Origin of the sequence: Porphyromonas sp. COT-239 OH1446 (genome assembly GCF_000768875.1) — a bacterium.
GTDB lineage: Bacteria > Bacteroidota > Bacteroidia > Bacteroidales > Porphyromonadaceae > Porphyromonas.
In genome coordinates this window covers 26,140-50,083 of the sequence record NZ_JRAO01000005.1, presented here as the reverse complement: position 1 = coordinate 50,083, position 23,944 = coordinate 26,140, and the positions used below count along the sequence as shown (strand labels likewise).

Here is a 23,944-nt window from a genome sequence, read left to right as displayed (position 1 = left end):
CGCTAGGCCTTCGAGGGGGCTGGGGTCTCGTCGTATATCTACCGACTCCATGAGGCTTTCGCCTCTAATACCAGCAGTGGCCGCTCTCGCTGGTCATCTCGTAGGTGAGCTTGCCTCCACGGCGCACCTCGTCGTGGGTTACGAACGAGCGGTTAATGGGCTGACCGTTGAGCAGTACCCGCTTGATGTATCGACGCTCGGCCGAGAGGTCAGGGGCTTCGATCACGAAGCTCTTGCCCTCACCTAGAGCGATCTTGCTACGAGTGAAGAGAGGGCTGCTGAGCTCATACCTCAAGCTCACAGGGTCGAGGGGGTACAGCCCCATAGAAGCGAAGACATACCAGGCCGACATTTGACCGCAGTCTTCATTGCCGCAGATCCCATCGGGACGGTCGGTATAGAGCTCGCCGAGGATGCGACGCAAGAGGTCGGTAGCCTTCCACGGCTCTCGAGCCACGTTGTAGAGCCAAAGGACGTGATGCCCAGGCTCATTGCCGTGCGCATACTGCCCGATCATGCCCGTGGAGAAGATGGGCAGCTCAATATGCCGAGGTGTCTCGGCAGAGAAGAAGGCATCGAGGCGACGCCCCAGGCCCTCGGGCCCGCCCATCAGTTCGCAGAGCCCCTCGGGGTCGTGCTGCACGCTCATCAGGTACTGCCAGGCATTGCTCTCGGTGATGTGCTTGCTGTAGTCGAAGGGGTCAAAGGGCTCGAGCCAAGCACCACTTGCCAGCCGAGGGCGGAAGAAGCCCGTCGAGGCATCCCACAGCTGCCGATAGCTCTGTGCCCGAGCGGCGTAGTCCCACACCAGCAGGCTATCGCCCACGTGCCGCCCCCAGGCAGCGATGGCGGCATCGTCGTAGGCATACTCGAGGGTCTTGGAGAGGCTCTCCTCCTCCCTATCGGCAGAGATATATCCTCGCTCTCGATACTCATCCAGGCCTCTATAGCCCTGCCGCTCGGCTGTCGAGCGCATGAGGGCTGTCAGCCGCTTTGCCTCGGCAGGGCTAGGCTGATAGATGCCCTTGAGGATCGCCTCGACGATCACGGGGACGGAGTGGTAGCCGATCATCATATCGGTCTCGCTGGCGTGCATATTCCACACGGGCAGATGCCCCGCATTCTGATGGCCGAAGTCGATGAGAGAGCGCACCATATCCCGAGCCTCCTCGGGGGCGATGAGGGTATAGAGTGGATGGGCCGATCGGTAGGTGTCCCACAGAGAGAAGGTACTATAGCGCTTGCCGCCCGCCTCGGTACGATGGATCTGCCCATCGGGGCCTCGGTAGCGGCCATCTCGGTCGCTGTAGATCGTGGGGCATAGGAGGCTATGGTAGAGGGCAGTGTAGAAAGTACGCTGCTCACGAGGCGTTGCCCCGTGGATGCGGATGGAGGCCAAACGCTCGTCCCAGGCTCGCTCCGCCCGCTGACGATAGAGGTCGAAGTCCAGGGTGTCGATCTCGGCCATTAGATTGGCCCGTGCGCCCTCTTCGTCTACCCCCGAGAGGGCGGTAGCCAGGGTGATGCGTTCACCCGCCTGGACGGAGTAGTAGAGGCGGGCAATGTGCCCATACACCCTCTGGGACTTATCCTCGGCCAGGGGGATGCTGTCGATCTCGATCCGCTCGGGGGCTCGAGAGAGGCGGGTAGCAAAGTAAGTCCGCTGCCCTCGTGCCCATCCATCCGAGTAGCGATGCCCGAGGATGAGGGTATTGCTCTCACTGAAGCTCAACGAGGAAGCGAGGGTACGGTCCCAGTTCATCGCCTTGTGCAGGTTGAGCACGATACATGCCGAGTCCGAAGCCTCGGCAAAGGTATAGGCCTGTAAGCCACAACGCTCTGTAGCCGTAAGCTCGACCCGTATCTCGTAGGGCTCGAGCACGACGGAGTAGTAGCCCGCATGCGCCTCCTCCCGAGCATGGGAGAAGCGAGCGTGCAGACCCAGCGGCAGGCTATCCACGAGAGGTTTGCCGACGGTAGGTAGGAAGGATATATCGTACAGATCGCCTGCCCCTGTACCGCTGAGGTGGGTGTGGCTGAAGCCTGCAATGGTACTGTCGGGGTAGTAATAGCCCGCAATGCGATCCCAACCAGGCAAACCATTGTCGGGGCTGAGCTGCACCATCCCCCAGGGAAGAGAAGCCCCGGGGAAGGTATTGCCGACCCAATCCGTACCGATGAGCGGATCAACGCTCCTGTGCAGGGGCTCATGGGTCGCATCGTCCGAGGAGCTGCGGCAGGAGACGAGGGCGACGAGGCTGAGCAGTAGGCTAAGCCAAATCTGAGGGCGAAGAGACATAGTCATAGCTATAAAAAAGTTAGGGGAATAGAGACACGAAAAAAGCAAAAGATCTGTATGCCGTGGCCAAGAGGGCTAAAGCATACAGACCTTAGGATGTGAGAGGGAGACCGTCGAGGACGACTAGTGCTGACGACTGGCTGGGGCTGCTACCTGGGGTAGCTCGAAATCTACGAAGCAGAGACCTGCAAGGGCTGTACCGTAACGCTTCTCGATGGTGATCCCCTCAGTAACGAAGTTCAACTCTCCGAGATAGAAATGCGAATAGGTCTTCTGATGTAGGTCGTTGATCACACGAATCAGGCGAGCCTCTAGCTCCTCGATGCGGTAGCGTCCGCTTACCTCACACACGAGCCCACCTACCTTTTGATCGAAGTTTTCGTCAGCATACATCCAGGCATACACCACACCAGCAGAGACGAACTCGTCCTGCTGACCATGCGATACGGCTAGGATCGTTTTGAGTTCCGAACCGAAGGGGGGTAGATCGATCTCATCCATAGAGACGATATGAGCCGTAGCAGGTAGTACGGAGGAGTAGACCATGATGTTGAAGTCAGAGATCCCTGCATCGTGCAGAGCCATGTGGTATGATCCAGCGTGCAACTCCAAATCAGATTCGCCGCTACCCTTCGTGATGAAGAAGGACTGAGGGATCAAATTCCCAACGTAATTGCTCATTTACTAAACTAAGTTATAGGTGATTACTATTTTATCTAAACTACTTGTTGCTCGCAAAGATACAACGAATGCAGTAAATATCCATCATCCCTAGGAAGCACTCTGCAAAGGGTTAAGAGAGCCAGAGGACAAGCCTCTCCATAACACTCCGAATAGAGAAAAAATGAGATGCCTAAGAGACCTCGACAGAGATCCCGTATAGGATCACCCAAGAGATATAAATAGGAGCGTACTCGAGACTCAAATAGGATCGACATCGAGGCATAGATAGGACTTCAACCTAGATCCTATCTAGATCATTTGGTCTATCTAGTGGAGCAATGGAAAACAAGCATATAATCCACTCATAATCAAAGCAAATAATCAATCAAATAGGATGCGAAGGGGAAAGAAGATGAGAGGAAGGGCATAGAGGCTTGGGGCACACCACAAATCGGCCACTCCGATTATAGGCATGAACTATCAGAAGTATGACAAAGTGTTCCTAATTTTGCCTATGCAAAGGAACAGACAAAGTAGAGGTCAGGGGCAGAATACCTCAGCCCAAGACCTCCTCACAGACCAAAGATATATGAACGACAAAGACCCCTCCCTCCTCTGCCGAGAAGACCTCGAGCGGGCAACCGAAACTCTACGCTCGGGTGGACTCATCCTCTACCCCACTGACACCATTTGGGGGATTGGCTGCGATGCCACGAACGAAGAGGCCGTGCGACGCATCTACGACCTCAAACGCCGTGCCGATGCCAAGAGTATGCTCGTGCTCGTGGCCGACGACTGGCAAATCGATGCGCTCGTAGACACGCCCCCCGAGATCGCCTTCGACATGATGGATATGGCTATTCGCCCGATCACGATCATCTTCAGCGGAGCTCGGGGCGTTGCCCCCTCGCTCCTGGCTGAGGATGGTAGCCTGGGCATCCGTCGCAGCCGAGAAGCCTTCTCCCAAGCACTCTGCCGACGGATGCGTCGGCCGATCGTCTCTACCTCAGCCAACCTCAGCGGAGACCCGACGCCGATGACTTTCGATGCCATCTGCGAAGAAATCAAACAGGGTGTGGACTATATCGTGCGCTACAGACAGGAGGACAAGAGTGTCGCCGAACCCTCACAGATCATCAAGCTCGGCCCTGGGGCTGAGGTCAAAGTTATTCGTCCATGACCCTAGACAGCCTCAAGACTTCGAGCCAAACCCTGCTCGATCGCTTCATCCTCTGGCGCGAGCGATACATTAGCGAACGATACTTCATCCTCCTGCTCAGCCTCTTGATCGGGATCACGATGGCCCTCCTATCATCCCTACTCAAGCAATTCATCCACGGCATTGAGCATCTACTCTTAGGCTACGCTGGGGGGAGGAGCTATTGGTATCTCATCTTCCCCGTAGTGGGTATCCTGCTCAGCGGCCTCTTCGTACGTTATCTACTCAGAGATGATATTGGCCATGGGGTCACCAAAGTGCTGAGCTCGATCTCACAGCGCAAGAGCCGCATCAAGCCTCACAATACTTGGTCTTCGCTCGTTGCGAGTGGTCTGACGATCAGTTTCGGAGGGTCGGTCGGAGCCGAATCGCCTATCGTGCTCACAGGTGCGGCTATAGGGAGCAATTTCGGACGCATCTTCCGCCTCGAGCAGCGTAACCTCATGCTGCTCATTGGCTGTGGGGTGGCTGGGGCTCTAGGAGGGATCTTCAAGGCCCCCATCACAGGACTCGTCTTCGTCATTGAAGTGCTGCTGCTCGACCTGACCATGTCATCCGTCCTTCCCCTACTACTGAGCTCTGTCTCAGCCGCAGCCGTATCGTACATGCTCTCGGGGCAGGAGATCCTCTTTCGCTACCAACACACTGACCCTTACTCGACGAGCAACTTCCCCCTGATGATCCTGCTCGGGATCTTCTGCGGGCTGATGGCCCTCTACTTCTCCAAGACAATGTTTCGCCTGGAGGGGCAGTTCAAGCGCATGGCGAACTATCGCAACAAATTCCTCGCCTCGGCACTGGTGCTCAGCTCGCTGATCTTCTTCTTTCCGCCCCTCTATGGCGAGGGTTACAGCACGATCAACCTGCTGCTAAGTGGGCAATATGGGCAGCTGCTCGAGGGTAGTCTCCTCGAGCCTTTTGCGGGCTCGTTCTGGATCGTCTTTGCCTTCCTACTACTCATCGTACTACTCAAGGTATTCGCCTCCGTGGCTACGAACTCAGGCGGCGGATGTGGTGGGCTCTTCGCCCCTACGCTCTTCGTTGGTGGGCTGACAGGCTTCCTCTTCTCTTTCCTGATCAACTTCCTTTCCTTTACCAATGTCTACCTGCCGAGCAAGAACTACGTCCTGCTCGGGATGGCGGGCCTCATGGCAGCTGTGATGCATGCCCCACTGACTGGGGTCTTCCTCATCGCTGAGCTCTCGGGCGGATATGCGATGTTCCTTCCCCTCATGGTCGTCTCCATCACCGCCTACGGTACGATACGCATTTTCATGCCCCGAAGCATCTACGCCCTGCGCCTCGACGAGCAAGGCAAGCTGCTAACGCATCAGAAGGACACCGCCGTCCTCACCCTGATGAATGTCGAGCATGTCCTCGAGACAGACTTCGACGTCGTACACCCTGAGATGAGCCTCGGGGAGCTCGTCAAGGTCTTCTCGACCACCCACCGCAACTCCTTCCCCGTGGTCAATGCCGACGGAGTCTTAGTCGGCATCGTAGAGCTGGACAATATCCGCAACATCATGTTCCGTCCCGAGCTCTATGATCGCCACACGGTGGGCCATATCATGACCTCGCCCCGCATCAAGGTGCGCCCCGATATGCCTATGGTACGCATCATGCAGATCTTCGACGAGAGTAAGGAGTGGAAGCTCCCCGTAGTCGATGAGGCTGGGCGTTACCGTGGCTTCATCTCCAAGAGCAAAATATTCAACAACTACAGAGAGGTGCTCAACGACACCTTCATCGGGGACTAAGCCCCAGGACAAGGACTCACACCCCTCTATCACCAACCGATATGACAAAGATCAACAAGCAAGATCTCAGGATCATCTATATGGCTACAGCCGACTTCGCCCTACCCTCGCTACAAGCACTCGTCGAGGGAGGGTACAACGTCTGTGCCGTCGTAACCATGCCCGACAAGGCTGCTGGCAGAGGGATGAAGCTCCGCCAGAGCAGCATCAAGACCTACGCCCTCGAGCAGGGCCTCGAGGTACTACAGCCCGAGAAGCTCCGAGACGAGGCCTTCGTCGCTCGCCTTCGGGAGCTTACACCCGACCTGGGCATTGTGGTGGCCTTTCGCATGCTACCCGAGGTCGTATGGCAACTGCCTCGCTATGGGACAATCAACCTACATGGTTCGCTGCTGCCTCGCTATCGGGGAGCTGCTCCCATTCACTGGGCGGTAATCCATGGCGATGAGGAGACGGGCGTAAGCACCTTCCGCCTCAAGCATGAGCTGGACACTGGGGACATCCTCCTGCAGGCCCGCATGCCCATCTCCCCCACCGATACTGTAGGCTCGGTGCATGACCGTATGATGCACCTCGGAGCAGAGACTCTGCTGCGCACAGTTGACCTCTTCCTCGAGGGTGAACCGCAGGCCCTACCCCAAGATGATAGCCCTCTCACACCCTCCGCAGCCCCCAAGCTAACGAGGGAGAATACGGAGATCAACTGGGCTCGCCCCGCCAGTGAGCTCTACAACTTCGTTCGAGGGCTGAACCCCTTCCCCTGCGCCTGGGCTAGCCTCTCGATCGCAGGGGGCGAGGCATTGCAGTACAAGATCTTAGAGACAGAGGCCCGAGCGTACGAGACAGCCGAGGAGGCGAAGCTACCCATAGGCTCGATCCTCCTAAGAGGGAAGAAGGCCATCGACGTCGTAACGAGTGAGGGTGTGCTGCGCCTCATCTGTCTACAGCCACCAGGCAAGAGAGCCATGACTGCCGCAGCCCTACTTAACGGGCTACGCAGCTAGAGGCCGCAGAGTCAATCGCCCCCTACAAAGATCCGCCCCCTCGACGAGGTTGTAGCCTCGTCGAGGGGGCGGTTTGCGATCAAAGGGAATAGAGGCCTAACGAAGCCTAAAGGCAAAGCCTAGGGTGAGGGCGAAGTCGGTAAACTCCCCTAGACCAGAATAGGACAGCCCCGTCATCAAGTCAGTGCTGCGCCCCAAATGCAGGCGATACTGCGCTCCAGCCTCCCAGGCGAACATCGCTGAGGAGGTAGCTACCTTGGTCACGCTCGCCCAACCAAGACCGATCATGGGCTTGAGCTCGATCCGGCCATGCTTCCCCGTAGAGAAAGAGAAGAGCCCCCCGGCAAGCACTCGCCCGAGGATCAGCCGGGCATCATCATACTGAGGTACACCATTGATCGAGACGGAGGAGACCTCGTAGACACTGGCTCCGACCTTGGCAGAGAGGCCAATATTCTTGTGTAGCAGATAGCCGAAGTCTACTAGATCAATCCTTCCCCCCAGCTGCTCGAGCGATGGAGAGGCACTGATCCCTAAGGAGAGGCCGAGATAGCCCCCTCGATCGAGGGTACTCCCCCCTAGAGCACCTCGCTCGGGAGACTGTTCTCTAACGATCCGCTCAATCTCCGCCTCCTTGAAGACGAAGAGACTACCGTCCGACGTCTCGATCTTGACCCCCTTGCTAGGGACAAACTCGATGACAATGCCACGGATACGAGAACCATTCTTGAGATAAACAACATCCTGCATCACCCGCTGGGCATAAAGGTCGGAGAGGCTGAGGCTGCACACACAGATAAGAAGCAGCAATAGTTTTGTCCGCATACTATTGATTGTGAAATGTTTTTGATATGTGATGTGTATAAGATATAGCAAAGCCCTCTCTCGAAAGGGGGCAATCCACCTGTAAACATGGGGGCGAAGCCCAAGCCCCGTCCCCATGTGCGTAAAGGAAGATCTATCGGTCAGCTGACAGATCAGACAGTCATGATCTCACGCTCCTTCTCAGCGAAGATCTCATCAATGCGCTTGATGCTCTTGTCGTGGAGCTTCTGCACCTCTGCCTCGGCATCCTTGGCGACATCCTCGGGCGTATTGTCCGTCTTGATGCTCTTCTTGATAGCATCATTGGTATCACGACGCACATTACGCACACGGATCTTAGCCTCCTCGGCATCGGCCTTCACCTGCTTGACAAGCTCTCGGCGGCGATCCTCGGTCAGTGGGGGGATACCTAGACGGATCAGCTCACCATTGTTCTCAGGGGTAATGCCCAGGGGTGAATTGATGATCGCACGCTCGATGTCTCGGATCACGGACTTCTCCCAAGGAGTAATCACGATACTCTTAGCATCGGGGATCGTAACCGAACCCACTTGATTGAGGGGGACGAGGCTACCATAGTACTCGACCATGATGCCGTCTAATATCTTAGGATTAGCCTTACCCGCACGCACACGAGAGAGCTGCTCCTCGAGGTAATCAACGGCCTTGCTCATCTGGCTACTGGCCTGGCTGATCATGCTTTTTAGTTCACTCATTAGTTTACTCGATATAAAGAATGGATGGTTATTGCTCTGAGAGGGAATTGCTTACATAAGTCCCGATGGGTTCGCCTCGAAGCACACGCAGCAGATTGCCTGGGGTATCCATATCAAAGACCACGATGGGTAGGTCATTCTCCATGCACATAGTCGTAGCCGTTAGATCCATGACCTTAAGCCCCTGGCGATAGATCTCATCGTAGGTAATGCGGTCATACTTCGTCGCTGTCGGATCCTTCTCGGGGTCAGCCGTGTAGATCCCATCGACACGAGTACCCTTGAGCATCACATCGGCCTCTAGCTCAATGCCTCTGAGGGACGAACCCGTATCGGTAGTGAAGAAGGGGTTACCTGTACCTGCGGAGAGGATAACGACCTCGCCAGCTTCGAGATGCTCGATGGCCTTCCATTTAGTGTAGAACTCACCGATGGGCTCCATACGAATGGCCGTTAAGACACGGTTCTTAACGCCCACGGCACTGAGAGCAGAGCTCAGCGCAAGACTGTTGATGACAGTGGCTAACATACCCATCTGATCGCCCTTCACTCGGTCGAAGCCCTGAGTAGCACCCTTGAGGCCTCGGAAGATATTCCCTCCACCGATCACGATCGAGACCTGCGTGCCCATCTCTACAGCTGCTCGTATATCCCGTGCATAGTCGCTGAGGCGATTAGTGTCTATCCCATACTGCTGTGCGCCCATGAGCGACTCGCCGCTGAGCTTGAGCAGGACTCTATTGTAGCGTTTCATTATCTGTATTTACCTGATGAAGATATTGTATGTGCTACAAAGTTAAGAGGTTTTTCCCAACCTCAAAAGACGATCCAACGCACTGGATGCAATTGCCCCACCCTCCCTTCAGCCCCGAGATCTCGAGATTGCCTCAGGTTCAGCTCCACCAAGCTCTCAGCCTCGGGGAGCAGAGTGGGGCATCTGGGACATAGGGGAAGGCCTATCGAGGCCTCTGCCAAAGGTCTAGATGGATGCCCTCTTGAGCCCCCATCTAGAGGACAAGAGAGACTCAGATAGGAGCTCAAGTGAAGTCCTATCTGAGCCTCGAAGGCAATCCTACTTAGACCTCGATCGAGGGCCTATCTAGAGCTCGAAGGCATGCCCATCTAGGTCTTCGGCCGAATGCTCGATAGTCCCTCGCCGCAGAGCCTATCGAGGCATCCGCTGGGGGAAACGCCTGCTCCAAGCCTCTGTCGGGTACTGAAAAAGGTCGTATCTTTGTGCGATATGGCACGAATACTAGCAATAGACTATGGTCGCAAACGAACGGGGCTGGCCGTAACGGATATTCTACAGATTACCCCTGGTGGCCTCGGGACTGTCCCCACACACCAGCTGATGGATTTCCTAGTAGACTACCTCGGCCGAGAGCCTGTGGAGCGTATCATCGTTGGCCATCCTCGACAGATGAACTATGAAGAGTCTGAGTCGATGCGTTACATTCGCCCCTTCCTTGGCCAACTCTCTCGAGCCTTCCCCAACATGCCCGTTGAGCTGGTGGATGAGCGATTTACCTCTCAGCTAGCACAGCGCACGATCCGAGAGGCAGGTATCGGGCGCATAAGGCGGCAGAGCGACAAGGGCCTCGTGGATGAGGTGAGTGCCGTGATCCTATTACAGAGCTACTTAGCCTCAAGAGAGAGCTCTGGAGGGATTCAATTACCCGATTTTCTCACAACGAACAGTAAAAAAAGATAATATTCCTATGAACTTACCCGTTTATCTCTACGGTCATCCCGTCCTCCGTCAGATGGGGGGGGACATTACGCCCGAGTACCCTAACCTCTCGACCCTGATCGAGAATATGTGGGAGACGATGTACAACTCCGAGGGGATCGGTCTAGCAGCTCCACAGATTGGGTTGCCTATCCGCCTCTTCGTCATAGATGCTGACCCCATGGGCGACGACTATCCTGAGTGTCGTGGCTTCAAGAAGGTCTTCATCAATGCCCACATCGTGCAGCACGGAGAGGAGCAGGTCAGCGAGAGTGAAGGTTGCCTCAGCATCCCTGGTATCCAGGAGAGTGTACGCCGCCCCAACTCGATCACGATCGAGTATGTGGACGAGCACTTTGCTGCGCACCGAGAGACCTACGAGGGCTTTGCCGCTCGTGTCATACAACACGAGTATGATCACATTGACGGGGTACTCTTCGTCGATCATATCTCCTCGATCCGTAAACAACTCATCAAGAGTAAGCTAATGAATATTGCCAAGGGTAAGGTGCGCACCCACTATCGGGTCGTTGCCGCCTCGGCGAAGAAATAGTCCATTATGAGATCAAGCCTTCGGTGGCTCTCTGCCCTCCTCCTGCAGCTCATCTGTCTCGGCGTTTCCCATGCGCAGATAGATGTAGAGCGTGTCATGTCCATCGGGCGCAATGCCCTGCACTTCAACGACTATGTCGTCTCGATCGGGCACTTTAGCCAGATCATCGGGGTGCGTCCATGGATGGCCGAGCCTTACTTCTATCGAGCCGTCGCCAAGATCAGCCTTGAGGACTACGAGGGGGCAGAGGCAGATGCCTCCGAGGCCCTGGAACGCAATCCCTTCCTCAGCAAGGCCTACATGCTGCGTGGCGTGGCTCGTCAAAACCTTGCCCGCCATACCGAGGCCATCGGGGACTATCAGTCGGGCCTTAGCCTCATGCCTGGGGATCAGTCCATGCGATACAACCTCGTCATCGCACAGCTCGAGACCGAGCAGTACGAGGCCTCGTCTAGGAGTCTAGACACCCTCGTGCGCTTCGGCTATGACACCCAGTCTGTGGGGCAGCTGCGTACCCGCATCGCCCTAGGGCAGGGGGATACGCTGCGGGCTGTTGAGCTCAATCGGCAACTGCTTGAGAGCGACCCGCTCTTCGTCCCCGCACATCTCGTTCGGGCGCAGCTCTCGATGCAGGCCAAGGATTATACTAAAGCAGATCAGTCCCTCTCCGAGGCCATATCCCTCTCGCACCGCCCTGGGGCACAGCTCTTCGTCAATAGAGCCATTTGCCGCTATCAGATCAATAACCTACGTGGGGCTATGGCAGACTATACAGAGGCCTTGCGTCTAGAGCCCTCCAATCACATTGCCCGCTACAATAGAGCCCTCCTGCGTCTCGACGTAGGGGAGTATCGCCCAGCCCTCGAGGACTGGGACGAGATCGTGGGCAGTGAACCCGCCAACTACATGGCCCGCTACAATAGAGCCCTCCTGCTGAGCCACCTGGGGCGTACAAGAGAGGCTCTGAAGGATCTAGATGAGGTCTTGGCTTCCCATCCCAACTTCGAGGCAGGCTTCCTGCAACGAGCCCACTTGCGCCAGCAAATCGGCGACGAGCGTGGAGCTCAGCGAGACCGCCTGCACGTCTACGATCTGAGAGAGAATAAGGCCTACCAGAAGGCTTCGGCCCGAGGAGCTAAGTCTCAGGCCAAGGCTACCCGAGGGGCTGAGGATCAAGCCATTGAGAAGTATAATCAGCTCATCGAGGGCAAGATCCTCCACAATACCGAAGACAAGCCCTCTTACTCGAGCCGCTCTAGAGGCCTTGTGCAGAACCGACAAGCCGCTGTCGAGCCTGTGGGTTACTTCGACCTAAGTCTCTTCGACCTGCGCTCCGAGAGCCAGATCGGTGGCGGCAGCTATTACTCTAGACAGCTGGATGAGATCAACTATGCCCTACCCAGAGGCGTAAGCCTATATCTCAGGGAGCGCAAGCGTGCCCTCGAAGAAGGAGAGGTTGATTCCCTCTCGAGGATCCTAGCCCTCTTCCCCGAGGAGGGAGAGGCCCCTAACACCCTTGCCATACGTGCCGTTGCCCTAAGCCTCCTACAGGATCTAGACGAGGCTCATCGCCTCTACAGCCGAGCCATTGAGCTATCGCCCAGGCAGAGCCTGCTCTACATGGGCCGAGCCATCACAGAGCTACGTCGGCAGGAGGTGCGACAGAGCCGCCTACAAGAGGAGACCTCTGCCAAGGCTTCGCCCACCTCTCCCTCTCGAGGGCAGACGAGTGAGCCCCACAGAGGTAGGCTCGTGATCTCGGCAGACAATCCCCTGGCGGATCTCAACCGAGCTATCGAGCTCTCGCCCGACCTAGCCTATGCCTATTACAATCGCGCCATCGTCCTAGCTGCGATGAACGAGAGCTCTCGAGCTATAGCGGACTATAGCCGAGCCCTCGAGCTGAACCCTCAGTTCGGTGAGGCGTACTATAATCGAGGCCTGCTCTACCTCTCTGTCGGCAATACTCGCTCGGCCATTGAGGATATCAGTAGGGCAGGAGAGCTGGGCCTCTACGAAGCCTATAGCATCCTCAAACGTATCCGTTAGAAGAGAATAGATGATATCTGTCAATAAGGTCGAGGTCGTCTTCGGCAGCGAACCTCTGTTTAGTGATGTATCCTTCGTGATCTCTGCCCGAGAGCGTGTCGCCCTCGTGGGCAAGAATGGTGCGGGTAAGTCTACCCTGCTCAAGCTCATCGCTGGGCTCGATAGCCCTACCTCTGGCACGATAGCTACCCCTCGGGGGCTACGCATCGGCTATTTGCCTCAGGTGATGCAGCATGTTGATGGCAGGACAGTGTATGAGGAGTGCGAGCAAGTCTTCGACCATATCGCTGCGCTCTCGAGAGAGGTTGATCGTTTAGCCGAGGAGATGGCCGAGCGAACCGACTACGACACCTCGGACTATACTGAGCTGATCGAGCGTTACAGCCAACGCTCCGACGAGCTCTCGGTGCTCAGTGCTGGAAGCTATCACGCCCTCATCGAGCGCACCTTGATGGGTTTAGGCTTTGTCCGAGAGGATTTCTCCCGTCCGTGCTCGAGCTTCAGCGGGGGATGGCGGATGCGTATCGAGCTGGCCAAGATCCTGCTCCAACGCCCCGACCTACTCCTGCTCGACGAGCCGACCAACCACCTGGATATTGAGTCTATCCGTTGGCTCGAGAGGTTTATCTCGACGGGCTCTAGTGCTATGATCCTCATCTCTCACGATAAGGCCTTCGTCGATGCTACGACCACCCGAACGCTCGAGATCGAGCTGGGCCGACTCTACGACTACAAAACCAACTACTCCCACTACCTAGAGCTTAGGATCGAACGCCTTGAGCAGCAGCGCAGGGCCTATGAGAACCAGCAGAAGAGTATTCAGAGCACTGAGGAGTTCATCGAACGCTTCCGCTACAAAGCTACCAAAGCGACTCAGGTACAGAGCCGCCTCAAGCAGCTAGAGCGCATCGAGCGTATTGAGATCGACGAGGTGGATCAGCGTTCGATGCACTTCCGCTTCATCCCTGCGACGCATTCGGGGGCTTACCCAGTAGTAGCCGAAGGGCTGGGCAAAAGCTATGGCGAGCAGGTGGTCTTCTCCTCGGTCGATATGACCATACGACGAGGGGAGCGGGTTGCCTTTGTCGGGAAGAATGGGGCGGGTAAGTCCACCATGATCAAGTGCATCATGGGTGAGATCACGGACTATGTGGGTCGCCTAGAGCTCGGCTACCAGGTCGAGATCGGTTACTTCGCTCAGACACAGACTCAGGAGCTGGACAATAACCTCACGATCTACGAGACGATCGACCGAGAGGCACAGGGAGACATCCGCCTGAGGATCAATGATCTACTTGGAGCATTCATGTTCGGTGGAGAGCTCTCGGAGAAGAAGGTCTCCGTACTCAGCGGAGGTGAGCGTGGACGCCTAGCCCTAATCAAGCTCCTACTCAAGCCCTACAACGTGCTCATCCTCGACGAACCAACCAATCACCTCGACATCCGATCCAAGGAGGTGCTCAAAGAGGCTATTGCCCGCTTCGACGGCACTGTGATCCTCGTCTCGCATGACCGAGACTTCCTCGATGGCCTCGTCGAGCGAATCTATGAGTTCAAGGACGGCCGTGTGCGGGAGCACATGGGGGGGATCTACGATTGGCTACACCGTAGAGATGCCGAGGAGGCAGAGGCCCTCTCCAGCTCGCCTACACCTGAGAGGGTGGCCGAGGCATCGACCCAGAGTGCTGGGGCTCTTGACTATAAGATGCAGCGAGAGCAGGCCAAGCAGCGTCGAGCCCTCGAGCGGGAGCTCAAGGCTGTAGAGGAGCGTAGCGAGGCCATCGACCGAGAGCGTACTGTCCTCGAGGAGCGCATTGCTCAGGGGGATACGAGAGGCGAACTCTTCGATGCCTACCAAAGGCTCAAAACCGAGCAAGAGCAGCTCCTCGAGCGTTGGGAAGAGCTTAGCCTCGAGCTCGAAGAGGCCCAGTAAGTCATGATATAGATCAACATAAGATGAAGCTGAGAAATATCCTAATCCTCCTCTCGATGCTATTCTCCCTAGAGTTGTCAGCCCAGGAGGTTATTGCCCAAAGAGAGAGCGACGATCGCTTTGCCGTGCTCCTTGACTCGGGCTTCCAATGTGGGAACCAGGGTCGCTATGCCGAGGCGGAGCATTATATGCTCCAGGCTATTGCCCTTCACCCCAAGCACCCGATCAATGCGATGCTATGGAACAATGTCGCTGCCCTGCGTCAGCTACTCGGCCGCAACGAAGCCTCCATCGAGGCCTATACCCGAGCATTAGACATGGATCAGGATAACCTTATCGTTCGGGCCAATCGAGCTCGTCTGTATGCCCTGATGGGGGAGCATCTGAAGGCCATCACCGACTACTCCATCCTCGTGGCGAGCAAGCCGCAGGACGAGCTCTATCGCTACCAAAGGGCTATGAGCTACATGCTCTCGAAGCAGTATGATCTAGCCGATATAGATCTCTCCTACCTCATCGAGCAGAACCCCTCCACACTCAAAGGGCGTATCGGCTACGCCCTCCTCGAGACGGCTCGTGGACGGTATACCGAGGCCGAACGGATCTATGATTACCTCGTGGACAAACTGCCCAAGAATGCAGAGGTGTACGAGGGTCGAGCTCGTATGTATCTAGCTCGAGGGATGATGGGCTTCGCTCAGAGGGATATATCCAAGGCCTTCGAGTATGCAGGCCTTGTACCCTCGGCAGAGCTCTATCGTCTTCGGGCACAGATCTCTCGTGCCCTGGGCGATGCTAAGGCGGCCCTCTCCGACGAGCAGACTGCCTCCGAGATCGATCGCAAGGGCCTACAGCCTCGCTGATCCCCTCTCCTCATCCCCAGCAATATAACGGCTTCCTCGGAGCTCCCGATACCCTCTCTGCAGAGACTTAGATAGGATTGCGATCGAAGTCCTACTTATATCTCCATCGAGACTCAAGTAGGCCCTCAAGTGAAGTCCTATCTGAGCCTCGAGTGAGAGCCTGCTTAGACCTCCACAGAGGCCATAGACGAGAGCTCGATCGAGACCTCGGTAGGATCTAGATCGAGCTCTTAACTCATTTTCAGAAAAGGGGAGGATGAAGGAGGCCGAGAGTCCTCCTTCAAGAGTGTATTTACCGGGCTAAGGGGGGCAGGCCTATTGCTGCCCCCAATTGCCCCGATCCAAACTTCGGTATTGGATTGCCTCGGCAATATGCTGATGCTGGATCTGCTCACTACCCTCAAGGTCTGCGATCGTACGAGACACCTTGAGAATGCGATCGTAGGCTCGGGCCGAGAGGTTAAGCCGCTCCATGGCCGTGCGCAGCCGCTCTAACCCTCGAGCATCGGGGCGGGCGTGGAGCTGCATCAGCTGTGGTGTCATCTGAGCATTACAGTGCACAGAGGGATGATCGGCGAAGCGTCTGTTCTGAACCTCTCGAGCAGCCACGACACGGGCACAAATAGCTGCACTGCTCTCGCTAGGGACTTCTTCCGACAGCTTCTCAAAGGGCACGGGGGCAATCTCCACCTGTAGGTCAATGCGATCAAGTAGCGGGCCAGAGACTTTGCCCAAATAGCGTTGAACCTGCTGCGGAGTACATTCACAAGGGCGAGTAGGGTGATTATAATACCCACAGGGGCAAGGATTCATCGCTGCCACGAGCATGAAGCTAGCGGGATAATCTACCGAGAAGCGAGCTCGAGCAACCGTTACCATACGATCCTCCAGCGGTTGACGCATGACCTCGAGTACGTTGCGATTGAACTCAGGGAGTTCGTCAAGGAAGAGCACTCCGTGATGCGCTAAGCTGATCTCTCCTGGCTGAGGATTACTCCCCCCGCCCACAAGGGCTGCAGGAGAGATCGAATGGTGTGGGGCTCTGAAGGGACGTGAGGTCATCAGTGTTACATCCTGGCCGAGCTTACCCGCAACCGAATAGATCTTCGTTGTCTCAAGCGACTCTCCGAGGGTGAAGGGAGGCAGGATGCTCGGCAGACGCTTAGCCATCATCGACTTACCACTTCCTGGAGCTCCTATCATGAGGACATTGTGCCCTCCCGCCGCGGCAACCTCTAGGGCGCGCTTGACATTCTCCTGCCCCCTCACCTCGGCAAAGTCGAAGAGTGTCTCTCGCTGTGCCTCGGCGAAGGTACGACGAGTGTCTACCTCCATGCGAGGGATAGCCCCTCGGCCACTAAGCATCTGAATGACCTCGCTGAGACTTTCGGCTCCATAGACCTCTAGGCGATTGACCACAGCAGCCTCTCGAGCATTTTGCCGTGGGAGAATGAGACCTCGATAGCCTTCTGCTCTAGCCTGTATCGCTATGGGAAGAGCCCCACGGATAGGGCGAAGGCTTCCATCGAGGGAGAGCTCGCCCATGATCATGTAGTGCTCTAGGCTTTCGGCAGGGATCTGTTCGTCTGCTGCCAAGATCCCAATGGCTAAGGGGAGGTCGTAGGCCGAGCCTTCCTTGCGCAGATCCGCAGGGCTCATATTAATAACCACACGCTTACCAGGGAACTTGAACCCCGCACTATCAATAGCCGAGATAATGCGGTCTTGGCTCTCCTTGATCGCTGCATCGGGTAAGCCCACCAGCTGGAAGTAAGAACCTGGAGTACAGTTCACCTCGACAGTAACCGTACGAGCATTGATGCTCTGCAGGGCTGCAGCATAGGTCTTGACAAGCATGGTATAAGGAGGTTGGATGAGGGTTAGATTAGGGGAGATGGTGTAGCTGGGTCAGGGAGTCGATGACGAAAGCCTCTACCCGAGCACTACGCTCTAAGCCATAGGCCGCACGCATTCGGGAGACAATGCCGAGCGTATCGGAGAAGGCAATACCCTTGAGCCTCTGCCGACGCAGCTCATCCCGTACGACTGAGCTGCTCACCTCAAGCATCATGTAGACGAAGCGCAGACTATCTTGAGGATAAGCCCGTACAAGGCTATCACGACGGAGGCTATCGAGGGTCTGGCGGCTCACAGGATGGGCAAAGACCAAGACCGTAGGGCCTGCCTCAGAGAGATCTGAGAGGATGCGGTGCTTGCCCTCCACATCTACGGCATTGAAGTTGATCATCTTCTTTGGCATCGGGAGGAGGCTATCAGCCTCTAGATCCTCGACCCAGGAACGATCTCGAAGGACGAAGCGTCTCAGTCGCCTCCCTTCGTCGTAGCCCAAAAGGAGCTCTTTATAGAGGGTCGTATCGGGCGAGAGGGTTAGTCGCCCTTCGGCGGGCAAAGGGAGGCTATCCGTACGGCGGTGCTCCGGGCCAAGAGAGACCACCGAGACAACTGGTTCGTCGCTCTCGAGGACATCGAGGCTAACCTCTAAGGGCAATACTCGACCGACCTCTCTACAAGAGTAGAGAGGCCAGCCAAGTGTGAGGATGCAGAGAAGTATGGGCGAGAGGAGATGCTTGCGCTTCATGCCGACTGCATTGTTCGGGAATGATCGGGCTAGATCCGATCGAGGACAAGGCTAATAAGCCCCTCAATACTGCCCTTATAGTCAGTGTTCATACGCTCGGCCTTACGCCCAGCGATAATACAGCATACAGTTAGGGCTCTGTGTCCCATTAGGGCGGCAAGGCCTGCTAGCGAAGAGCTCTCCATCTCATAATTGGTGAGGCGACGACCCCCGAAGTCGAATTGCTCGATCTTCTTATTCAGCATAGGGTCTTGGAGCTCAAGACGCAGCTTACGGCCCTGTGGCCCATAGAATCCATTAGCTGCGATCGTATTGCCTCGCAGAATATCTCCCTGGGCGATCTGCTCGACAAGGTCAGGCGTTGCGCTGACGACATAAGGCTTAAGCCCTTCGATCTGCCAATCCAGCTGACACAGGAGCTCTCTCTCAAACTCCAAATGGCGTACACGCTGCGTATCCCCGTAGAAGTAGAGCACTCCATCGAAGCCAATACTATGCTCAGCCGCCACATAAGTACCTATCGGTGTGTCAGCCTGCAAACCTCCTGAGGTACCGACACGAACTAGAGTGAGCTGGCGAAACTCGCTCTTAACTTGTCTCGTCTCGAAGTCAATGTTTGCGAGAGCATCCAGTTCGTTGAGTACGATGTCGATATTGTCCGTGCCAATGCCATGGCTGATGATGCTGATGCGCTTGCCTCGATACAAGCCTGTGATGGTGTGAAACTCTCGACTACTGATGTTGCACTCGATGCTATCCAAGTGCTTGGCCACTAGGTCTACCCGAGCAGGATCACCTACGAGGAAGACTTTGTCGGCGAGTTGTTCTGGACGAATGTGTAGGTGAAAGACGGAGCCATCGCCATTGATGATCAGCTCCGAGGGGGGGATGATGCGTGCTTGTTGCATTGTCTTATGTCTTTGGTTCACGACCTCAGCAGAGCCCCTTGCTCTGTGGGGATAAGTGAGAGTTAATCTAGTTTTCGCTGTTGAATTTCGTAATTCTTCGCCTGCACGAGCTTGATATGATATTGCTCGTCAAGCTGCTCAATCTCGTGGTCGAGCTCCATCACCCGCTGAGCTGCAGCCTCGTCCTTGGGGTTGCTATGCAGGGCTTTCTTGAGGCTACGCAGCTCACCTCGGAGTTTGGAGAGCTGCCCCTCCAGGCTGAGGGCCTGCTTGTAGAGCTCTATGGCCTGATTGCTCTCGAAATCGCTCCATCTGCGGCAGACCTGTCCTCGCTTGAGGGGCAAGTAGAGGCTCTCCTGGACGGGCTTGTTCGTCGAGGCATTTGCTCCGCTCAAGGGCAAGCCTGAGAGCGATAGAATCGCTCGAGCATTGGGAGTATCTATAAGGAGCTCTTCCCCTGCTTTACCTCCAAGAGCTGCAGGGCGACCTCGGAAAGTATAGAGGACAACGGTATCGTCGGGGCAGAAGCGATCGCTAATCAAGAGGCCTAAATCCATCTCCTCATCGTAGAGGAGGGCATAGTCGTTGTAGGGAGAGTTGAAGGGGTAGCCCAAAGCAACGGGCTCGAAGATCGTCCCCTTGCTGCTCACGTATCGGCTACTCATCAGGTCATAGCCCCCTAGAGAGGTGCTGTCGGCTCGGGCAAAGATGATCGTAGAGCCATCCTCGGCCAGTGTAGGGAAGGCTTCATTAGCCTTCGTGTTGGGCAGGGCATTCTGTGCCTCGTGAGCAATCCACTGACTATCAATTCGGATCTCCCAGAAGAGGTCCCTCGCACCTGTCTCTGTGTCTATGGTGCGCAAGCGATTGAGTCTTCGCTTGTCCATAAAACCTCGTATCATCGCATAGGCCTGCTTAAGATCCCAGCGGTCGGCAGGCTGTAGGGTCGCCTGCGGATAGATCAAGGCCTTCGAAGTGCGGAGGCTATCGAGGAGCTCCACACGCTCTACAGACTGGAGCATTCGCTGAGCTCGCAAGACCCGGGTCTCGAGGGCCGCAGCCTCGGGAGTGATATTTGCCCTATCGGGAAAATGCTTGTCTATGTAGCGTGTAATGAGATCGGCGGCTGTGGCGAGGTCATAGTCGTGCAGGCAGTTCTCGATCTCCGAGAGCATAACCTGAGCGATGGGTCTGCCGAGCAGCGAGGCAGATGCTGCGTCCTCGCTCGAGGCCTCCTCGGCCGAGGGCTCTACGGGACGAGCAAGGCTATCGGGGGCTAAGGCTGTACTATCGCCCCGAAGCGGTTCGACGACTCTCTGGAGGCTGTCGGGGGTCATCCGAGTGCTGTCAGGCTCGGTCTGTGTGCTGTCAGAGCGTACAGAAGCCTCGGCAATGGTGGCCTTGGATGCTGCGACCGTATCTGTGGGCTGCTGAGTCCTTTTGGTTACGACAGTCCTCTGGGCACGCTTGACCACTCGCTTGCGTCTCTGAGCAGAGAGCTCGGGAGATGCAACGCTAACGAGAATAACGAGGATGAAGAGGCGCAGCAGCGTGCGCCCCATATGAGTCATGTACTTCGTTTGCATATCTATCCTGAGACTAAATCAATTGACAATAAAGACTGCGGGGCAGCCTCAACGATATGGGTCTGTAAATGTAGCAAATTTACGTTCCTTTTCCTAATTCTCGGCCCAATGCCTCTGATGGAAAGAAAGACAAAGAGCTAGAAATCAAGAGCATGTCGCAGGTATCTACCCGTCCACGAGGCCTCTACTTGGGCGACCTCCTCAGGTGTGCCTTCGGCGACCAATTGACCTCCACCGCCCCCACCCTCTGGGCCTAGGTCGATGACCCAGTCTGCCGACTTGATCACGTCGAGGTTGTGCTCGACGATGATGACCGAATGCCCAGCATCAACCAGAGCATTGAAGGCTGAGAGTAGTGTACGAATATCCCTAGGATGAAGTCCCGTAGTGGGTTCGTCGAAGATAAATAGCGTCCGCTCTCGAGATCCCTTGCCTAGATAATAGGCGAGCTTGACGCGCTGATTCTCCCCACCCGAGAGGGTGGAGCTGGACTGGCCAATCTTGATGTAGCCGAGCCCCACCGTCTGTAGAGGACGGAGTTTCTGCACGATCATTTGGCAGGTCTTGTTCTTCTCGTCGGTCTGAGCTCCGAAGAACTCAATCGCCTCGTCTACGCTCATCTCTAGCAGCTGGTGAATATTCACTCCTCTGTACTCTACTTCGAGCAGATCTCGACGGAAGCGCATCCCACCACATTCGTCGCACACGAGCGTAATATCGGCCATGAATTGCATCTCCACGAGGGTGAAGCCATCCCCCTTGCATCGCTCACATCGCCCGCCCTCTTTATTGAAGCTGAAGTAATAGGGTTTGTAACCCATCTGCTTGGCTAGTGGCTGGTCGCTGTAGAGCTTACGGATCTCATCGAAGGCTCCGATGTAGGTAGCTGGGTTTGAGCGTGAGCTCCGCCCGATGTTGTTTTGGTCTACATACTCAATATGGTCTATACGCGCCAGGCTGCCTCGGATGGCGGTGCAATGCTGCGGCTCGCCCCCCTCGCCCGAGAGGAGACGCTGCACCCCTTCGTAGACGATGTCTCGGATCAGAGTGCTCTTGCCCGAGCCGCTGACACCACTCACGACGACTAGAGCCTCGAGCGGCAAGCGAAGACTCAGACGATCGAGGTTGTGCCTTGAGGCCTCTATGACCTCGATATACTCTCGCCAAGGCCTACGCCTCTGCGGCAGAGGGATGCGTTCGCGACCCGATAGGAAGGCTGCCGTATGGCCTGGGGTCTCGAGGCCAATCTCTCCGACAGGGCCACTGTAGATCACCTCTCCTCCGTACTGGCCTGCATCTGGGCCTATGTCGACGATGAAGTCCGCCGAACGCATCATCTCCTCGTCATGCTCGACGACGACGACCGTATTGCCGAGGTCTCGGAGACGCTTGACCACCCCGATGAGGCGAGAAGTATCTCGCTGATGCAGGCCAATGCTGGGCTCGTCGAGGACATAGAGCGAGCCCACGAGGCTGCTGCCCAGCTGCGTGGCCAGGGTTACACGCTGGCTCTCGCCACCCGAGAGGGTATTCGAGAGGCGATCTAGGGTTAGGTAACCCAGGCCGACCTCCTGCAAGAAGCTCAGGCGAGAACGGATCTCTGTAAGCAGCCGACGAGCGATATGTGCCCGAGCTTCGTCAAATTCGAGGCTGTCGAAGAAGGCCTTCGCCTCGTCGAGGGTCATACGCACGACCTCGGCAATGCTTCGCCCCCCGACCTGAACGCAGAGGGCATCGGCCTTGAGCCGCCCACCATGACAGCTGGGGCAGGTAGTCTTGCCCTTGAAGTGAGAGAGGCGTACCCTATTCTGCACCTTGTGGATGTCTCTCTGTAGCATGGCGAAGTAGGTATCGATCCCGATGAGACGATAGAGGTCATTCTCCCAGGGCACACCTCGCCAGAGCATCTCCTTCTGCTCGGGCGTTAGCTCTCTGTAAGGGCGATGAATGGGGAAGCCTAGCGGTTGGCTATGAAGGATGAAGGCCTGCTGCCAGGCCGAGGACACCGCTCCACGCCAAGCCGCCACACAGCCCTCGAAGACGGAGAGATTGGGGTTCGGGATGACCAGCTCCTCCTCGATCCCCATCACACGACCGAAGCCCTCGCACTCGGGACAAGCCCCAATAGGATTATTGAAGCTGAACATCTCGGGCGTCGGCTCCTGGAAGACTCGCCCATCGGCTTCGAATATATTGCTGAAGCTGTACTCGCTGAGCTCTCCCTCTGGCCTCTGAACGAATAGGACGCAGCGACCACGCCCCTCGAAGAAGGCTGTCTCGACCGACTCGCCCAGGCGGATCATCTGCTCAGGATCTGAACTCAAGGCTAGGCGATCGATCAGGAGCATGGGCTGCTCATCCGTCTCGGCACTCGGGTCGAAGTCCTCGATCTGCACTACCCCACCCCGATGCCACAGGCGGCTATAGCCCTGCTGTAGCTGCACCTCTAGATGCTGGCCAAGGCTTCTGCCCTCGGGCAAGGCGATCGGAGCTGCTAGATAGAGACGGCTTCGCTCGGGGAGCGAACTGGCCAGCTCGATGACATCGCTCGTCCGATGCTTCTTCACCTCCTGGCCGCTGATCGGGGAGATCATCTGCCCCACACGGGCGTAGAGCAGGCGAAGATATTCGTAGATCTCTGTCGAGGTGGCCACAGTCGAGCGAGGATTGCGGCTAATGACCCGCTGCTCAATGGCTATGGCTGGGGGGAGACCGGAGATGGAGTCGCACTCGGGCTTGGCCATACGACCCAGGAATTGTCTGGCGTAGGCAGAGAGGCTCTCGACGTAACGACGCTGACCCTCGGCATAGAGCGTGTCGAAGGCGAGCGAACTCTTGCCCGAGCCACTCACACCCGTGATGCAGAGCAGCTGCCCACGGGGAATATCTAGGTTGATGCTCTTGAGATTATTTACCCGCACGCCTCTGAGGCGGATGAAGCCAGTGGCATCTGCATGAGGTCGATGGGGCTGCGTCAAATGCTCCTCGTGGGAGGCTGTGTTAGGTTGCTGATCCATAGGGGGCAAAGGTACTTATTCCGTGCAAAACTAGTCCGTAGCCCTAGGTCTAATTTTCCCTGCATGAGGCGGCAGAATACCCCTGGTATCGGAAACGTATACGTTTTGCCCTCGAAACGTATACGTTTTGCCTCTGAAACGTATACGTTTTTGCCCCGAAACGTATACGTTTTGCCCGTGAAACGTATACGTTTTACTCCGAAGACGTATAGGGATCG

General features: G+C 56.3%; 18 protein-coding genes. 8 read left to right on the top strand and 10 right to left on the bottom strand.

The features are described from left to right. Positions 1-64: 64 nt before the first annotated feature. Positions 65-2,305 (bottom strand): GH92 family glycosyl hydrolase, encoded by a 2,241-nt coding sequence (locus HQ37_RS00985; protein WP_152566749.1) that lies wholly within the window; start codon positions 2,303-2,305, stop codon positions 65-67. 117 nt (positions 2,306-2,422) lie between these two features. Beyond that, positions 2,423-2,980, bottom strand: coding sequence for a pyruvoyl-dependent arginine decarboxylase (locus tag HQ37_RS00980; protein WP_036879098.1), 558 nt, complete (start codon positions 2,978-2,980; stop codon positions 2,423-2,425). Between the two features lie 571 nt (positions 2,981-3,551). Between HQ37_RS00980 and HQ37_RS00975 the strand changes: the two genes are divergently transcribed. From HQ37_RS00975 to fmt, 3 genes are read left to right on the top strand one after another with little or no spacing between them, the layout of a single operon-like run. Beyond that, positions 3,552-4,142 (top strand): L-threonylcarbamoyladenylate synthase, encoded by a 591-nt coding sequence (locus HQ37_RS00975; protein WP_036879095.1) that lies wholly within the window; start codon positions 3,552-3,554, stop codon positions 4,140-4,142. After that, positions 4,139-5,941 (top strand): chloride channel protein, encoded by a 1,803-nt coding sequence (locus tag HQ37_RS00970; RefSeq protein WP_036879092.1) that lies wholly within the window; start codon positions 4,139-4,141, stop codon positions 5,939-5,941. Before HQ37_RS00975 ends, HQ37_RS00970 begins: the two co-directional genes overlap by 4 nt. 50 nt (positions 5,942-5,991) lie before the next feature. Then, positions 5,992-6,945 carry a methionyl-tRNA formyltransferase gene (fmt, locus tag HQ37_RS00965; RefSeq protein ID WP_036879172.1) on the top strand — a complete coding sequence of 318 codons (954 nt, stop codon included), beginning with the start codon at positions 5,992-5,994 and terminating at the stop codon, positions 6,943-6,945. A gap of 96 nt (positions 6,946-7,041) precedes the next feature. Here fmt and HQ37_RS00960 read toward each other — a convergent pair whose 3' ends face one another. The 3 genes from HQ37_RS00960 to pyrH all read right to left on the bottom strand — a co-directional run bounded on the left by HQ37_RS00960 (position 7,042) and on the right by pyrH (position 9,240). Beyond that, positions 7,042-7,770 (bottom strand): hypothetical protein, encoded by a 729-nt coding sequence (locus tag HQ37_RS00960; RefSeq protein ID WP_152566748.1) that lies wholly within the window; start codon positions 7,768-7,770, stop codon positions 7,042-7,044. Between the two features lie 152 nt (positions 7,771-7,922). After that, positions 7,923-8,486 (bottom strand): ribosome recycling factor, encoded by a 564-nt coding sequence (gene frr / locus HQ37_RS00955; RefSeq protein WP_036879085.1) that lies wholly within the window; start codon positions 8,484-8,486, stop codon positions 7,923-7,925. Positions 8,487-8,514: 28 nt separating this feature from the next. Next, positions 8,515-9,240: a UMP kinase gene (gene pyrH, locus HQ37_RS00950; RefSeq protein ID WP_036879082.1), complete on the bottom strand. Its 726-nt coding sequence runs from the start codon at positions 9,238-9,240 to the stop codon at positions 8,515-8,517. 489 nt (positions 9,241-9,729) lie between these two features. Between pyrH and ruvX the strand changes: the two genes are divergently transcribed. From ruvX to HQ37_RS00925, 5 genes are read left to right on the top strand one after another with little or no spacing between them, the layout of a single operon-like run. Beyond that, positions 9,730-10,200: a Holliday junction resolvase RuvX gene (gene ruvX, locus HQ37_RS00945; protein ID WP_036879081.1), complete on the top strand. Its 471-nt coding sequence runs from the start codon at positions 9,730-9,732 to the stop codon at positions 10,198-10,200. A 7-nt stretch (positions 10,201-10,207) separates the two neighbouring features. Further along, on the top strand, positions 10,208-10,771 hold the full coding sequence (def, locus tag HQ37_RS00940) for a peptide deformylase (protein WP_036879079.1): 564 nt from the start codon (positions 10,208-10,210) through the stop codon (positions 10,769-10,771). Positions 10,772-10,777: 6 nt separating this feature from the next. Beyond that, entirely contained in the window at positions 10,778-12,820 is a 2,043-nt protein-coding gene (locus tag HQ37_RS00935) for a tetratricopeptide repeat protein (RefSeq protein ID WP_036879077.1), read from the top strand. 10 nt (positions 12,821-12,830) lie between these two features. Then, entirely contained in the window at positions 12,831-14,753 is a 1,923-nt protein-coding gene (locus HQ37_RS00930) for an ABC-F family ATP-binding cassette domain-containing protein (protein WP_036879074.1), read from the top strand. 23 nt (positions 14,754-14,776) lie between these two features. Further along, a complete protein-coding gene (locus HQ37_RS00925; RefSeq protein ID WP_036879071.1) occupies positions 14,777-15,616 on the top strand; it encodes a tetratricopeptide repeat protein in 840 nt (279 codons plus the stop codon). A 315-nt stretch (positions 15,617-15,931) separates the two neighbouring features. Here the strand turns inward: HQ37_RS00925 and HQ37_RS00920 are convergent, their stop codons facing one another. From HQ37_RS00920 to uvrA, 5 genes are all read right to left on the bottom strand, one after another. Continuing rightward, entirely contained in the window at positions 15,932-17,473 is a 1,542-nt protein-coding gene (locus tag HQ37_RS00920; protein WP_036879069.1) for a YifB family Mg chelatase-like AAA ATPase, read from the bottom strand. Between the two features lie 28 nt (positions 17,474-17,501). After that, positions 17,502-18,215, bottom strand: a complete 714-nt coding sequence (locus HQ37_RS00915) for a hypothetical protein (protein WP_036879067.1) — start codon at positions 18,213-18,215, stop codon at positions 17,502-17,504. A 29-nt stretch (positions 18,216-18,244) separates the two neighbouring features. Then, entirely contained in the window at positions 18,245-19,123 is an 879-nt protein-coding gene (locus HQ37_RS00910; RefSeq protein WP_036879064.1) for a nucleoside phosphorylase, read from the bottom strand. A 62-nt stretch (positions 19,124-19,185) separates the two neighbouring features. Continuing rightward, a complete protein-coding gene (locus HQ37_RS00905; RefSeq protein WP_152566746.1) occupies positions 19,186-20,709 on the bottom strand; it encodes a hypothetical protein in 1,524 nt (507 codons plus the stop codon). A gap of 137 nt (positions 20,710-20,846) precedes the next feature. After that, positions 20,847-23,726 carry an excinuclease ABC subunit UvrA gene (gene uvrA, locus HQ37_RS00900; protein ID WP_081951705.1) on the bottom strand — a complete coding sequence of 960 codons (2,880 nt, stop codon included), beginning with the start codon at positions 23,724-23,726 and terminating at the stop codon, positions 20,847-20,849. Between the last annotated feature and the right edge of the window lie 218 nt (positions 23,727-23,944).

Bases quoted from the DNA above. Each gene is read 5' to 3' on its own strand.
- def (WP_036879079.1), top strand. From the start codon at position 10,208: ATGAACTTACCCGTTTATCTCTACGGTCATCCCGTCCTCCGTCAGATG.
- HQ37_RS00905 (WP_152566746.1), bottom strand. From the start codon at position 20,709: ATGCAAACGAAGTACATGACTCATATGGGGCGCACGCTGCTGCGCCTC.
- ruvX (WP_036879081.1), top strand. From the start codon at position 9,730: ATGGCACGAATACTAGCAATAGACTATGGTCGCAAACGAACGGGGCTG.
- HQ37_RS00915 (WP_036879067.1), bottom strand. From the start codon at position 18,215: ATGAAGCGCAAGCATCTCCTCTCGCCCATACTTCTCTGCATCCTCACA.
- HQ37_RS00925 (WP_036879071.1), top strand. From the start codon at position 14,777: ATGAAGCTGAGAAATATCCTAATCCTCCTCTCGATGCTATTCTCCCTA.
- HQ37_RS00920 (WP_036879069.1), bottom strand. From the start codon at position 17,473: ATGCTTGTCAAGACCTATGCTGCAGCCCTGCAGAGCATCAATGCTCGT.
- HQ37_RS00975 (WP_036879095.1), top strand. From the start codon at position 3,552: ATGAACGACAAAGACCCCTCCCTCCTCTGCCGAGAAGACCTCGAGCGG.
- pyrH (WP_036879082.1), bottom strand. From the start codon at position 9,240: ATGAAACGCTACAATAGAGTCCTGCTCAAGCTCAGCGGCGAGTCGCTC.
- HQ37_RS00910 (WP_036879064.1), bottom strand. From the start codon at position 19,123: ATGCAACAAGCACGCATCATCCCCCCCTCGGAGCTGATCATCAATGGC.
- HQ37_RS00935 (WP_036879077.1), top strand. From the start codon at position 10,778: ATGAGATCAAGCCTTCGGTGGCTCTCTGCCCTCCTCCTGCAGCTCATC.
- HQ37_RS00980 (WP_036879098.1), bottom strand. From the start codon at position 2,980: ATGAGCAATTACGTTGGGAATTTGATCCCTCAGTCCTTCTTCATCACG.
- HQ37_RS00970 (WP_036879092.1), top strand. From the start codon at position 4,139: ATGACCCTAGACAGCCTCAAGACTTCGAGCCAAACCCTGCTCGATCGC.
- uvrA (WP_081951705.1), bottom strand. From the start codon at position 23,726: ATGGATCAGCAACCTAACACAGCCTCCCACGAGGAGCATTTGACGCAG.
- HQ37_RS00960 (WP_152566748.1), bottom strand. From the start codon at position 7,770: ATGCGGACAAAACTATTGCTGCTTCTTATCTGTGTGTGCAGCCTCAGC.
- HQ37_RS00930 (WP_036879074.1), top strand. From the start codon at position 12,831: ATGATATCTGTCAATAAGGTCGAGGTCGTCTTCGGCAGCGAACCTCTG.
- HQ37_RS00985 (WP_152566749.1), bottom strand. From the start codon at position 2,305: ATGACTATGTCTCTTCGCCCTCAGATTTGGCTTAGCCTACTGCTCAGC.
- frr (WP_036879085.1), bottom strand. From the start codon at position 8,486: ATGAGTGAACTAAAAAGCATGATCAGCCAGGCCAGTAGCCAGATGAGC.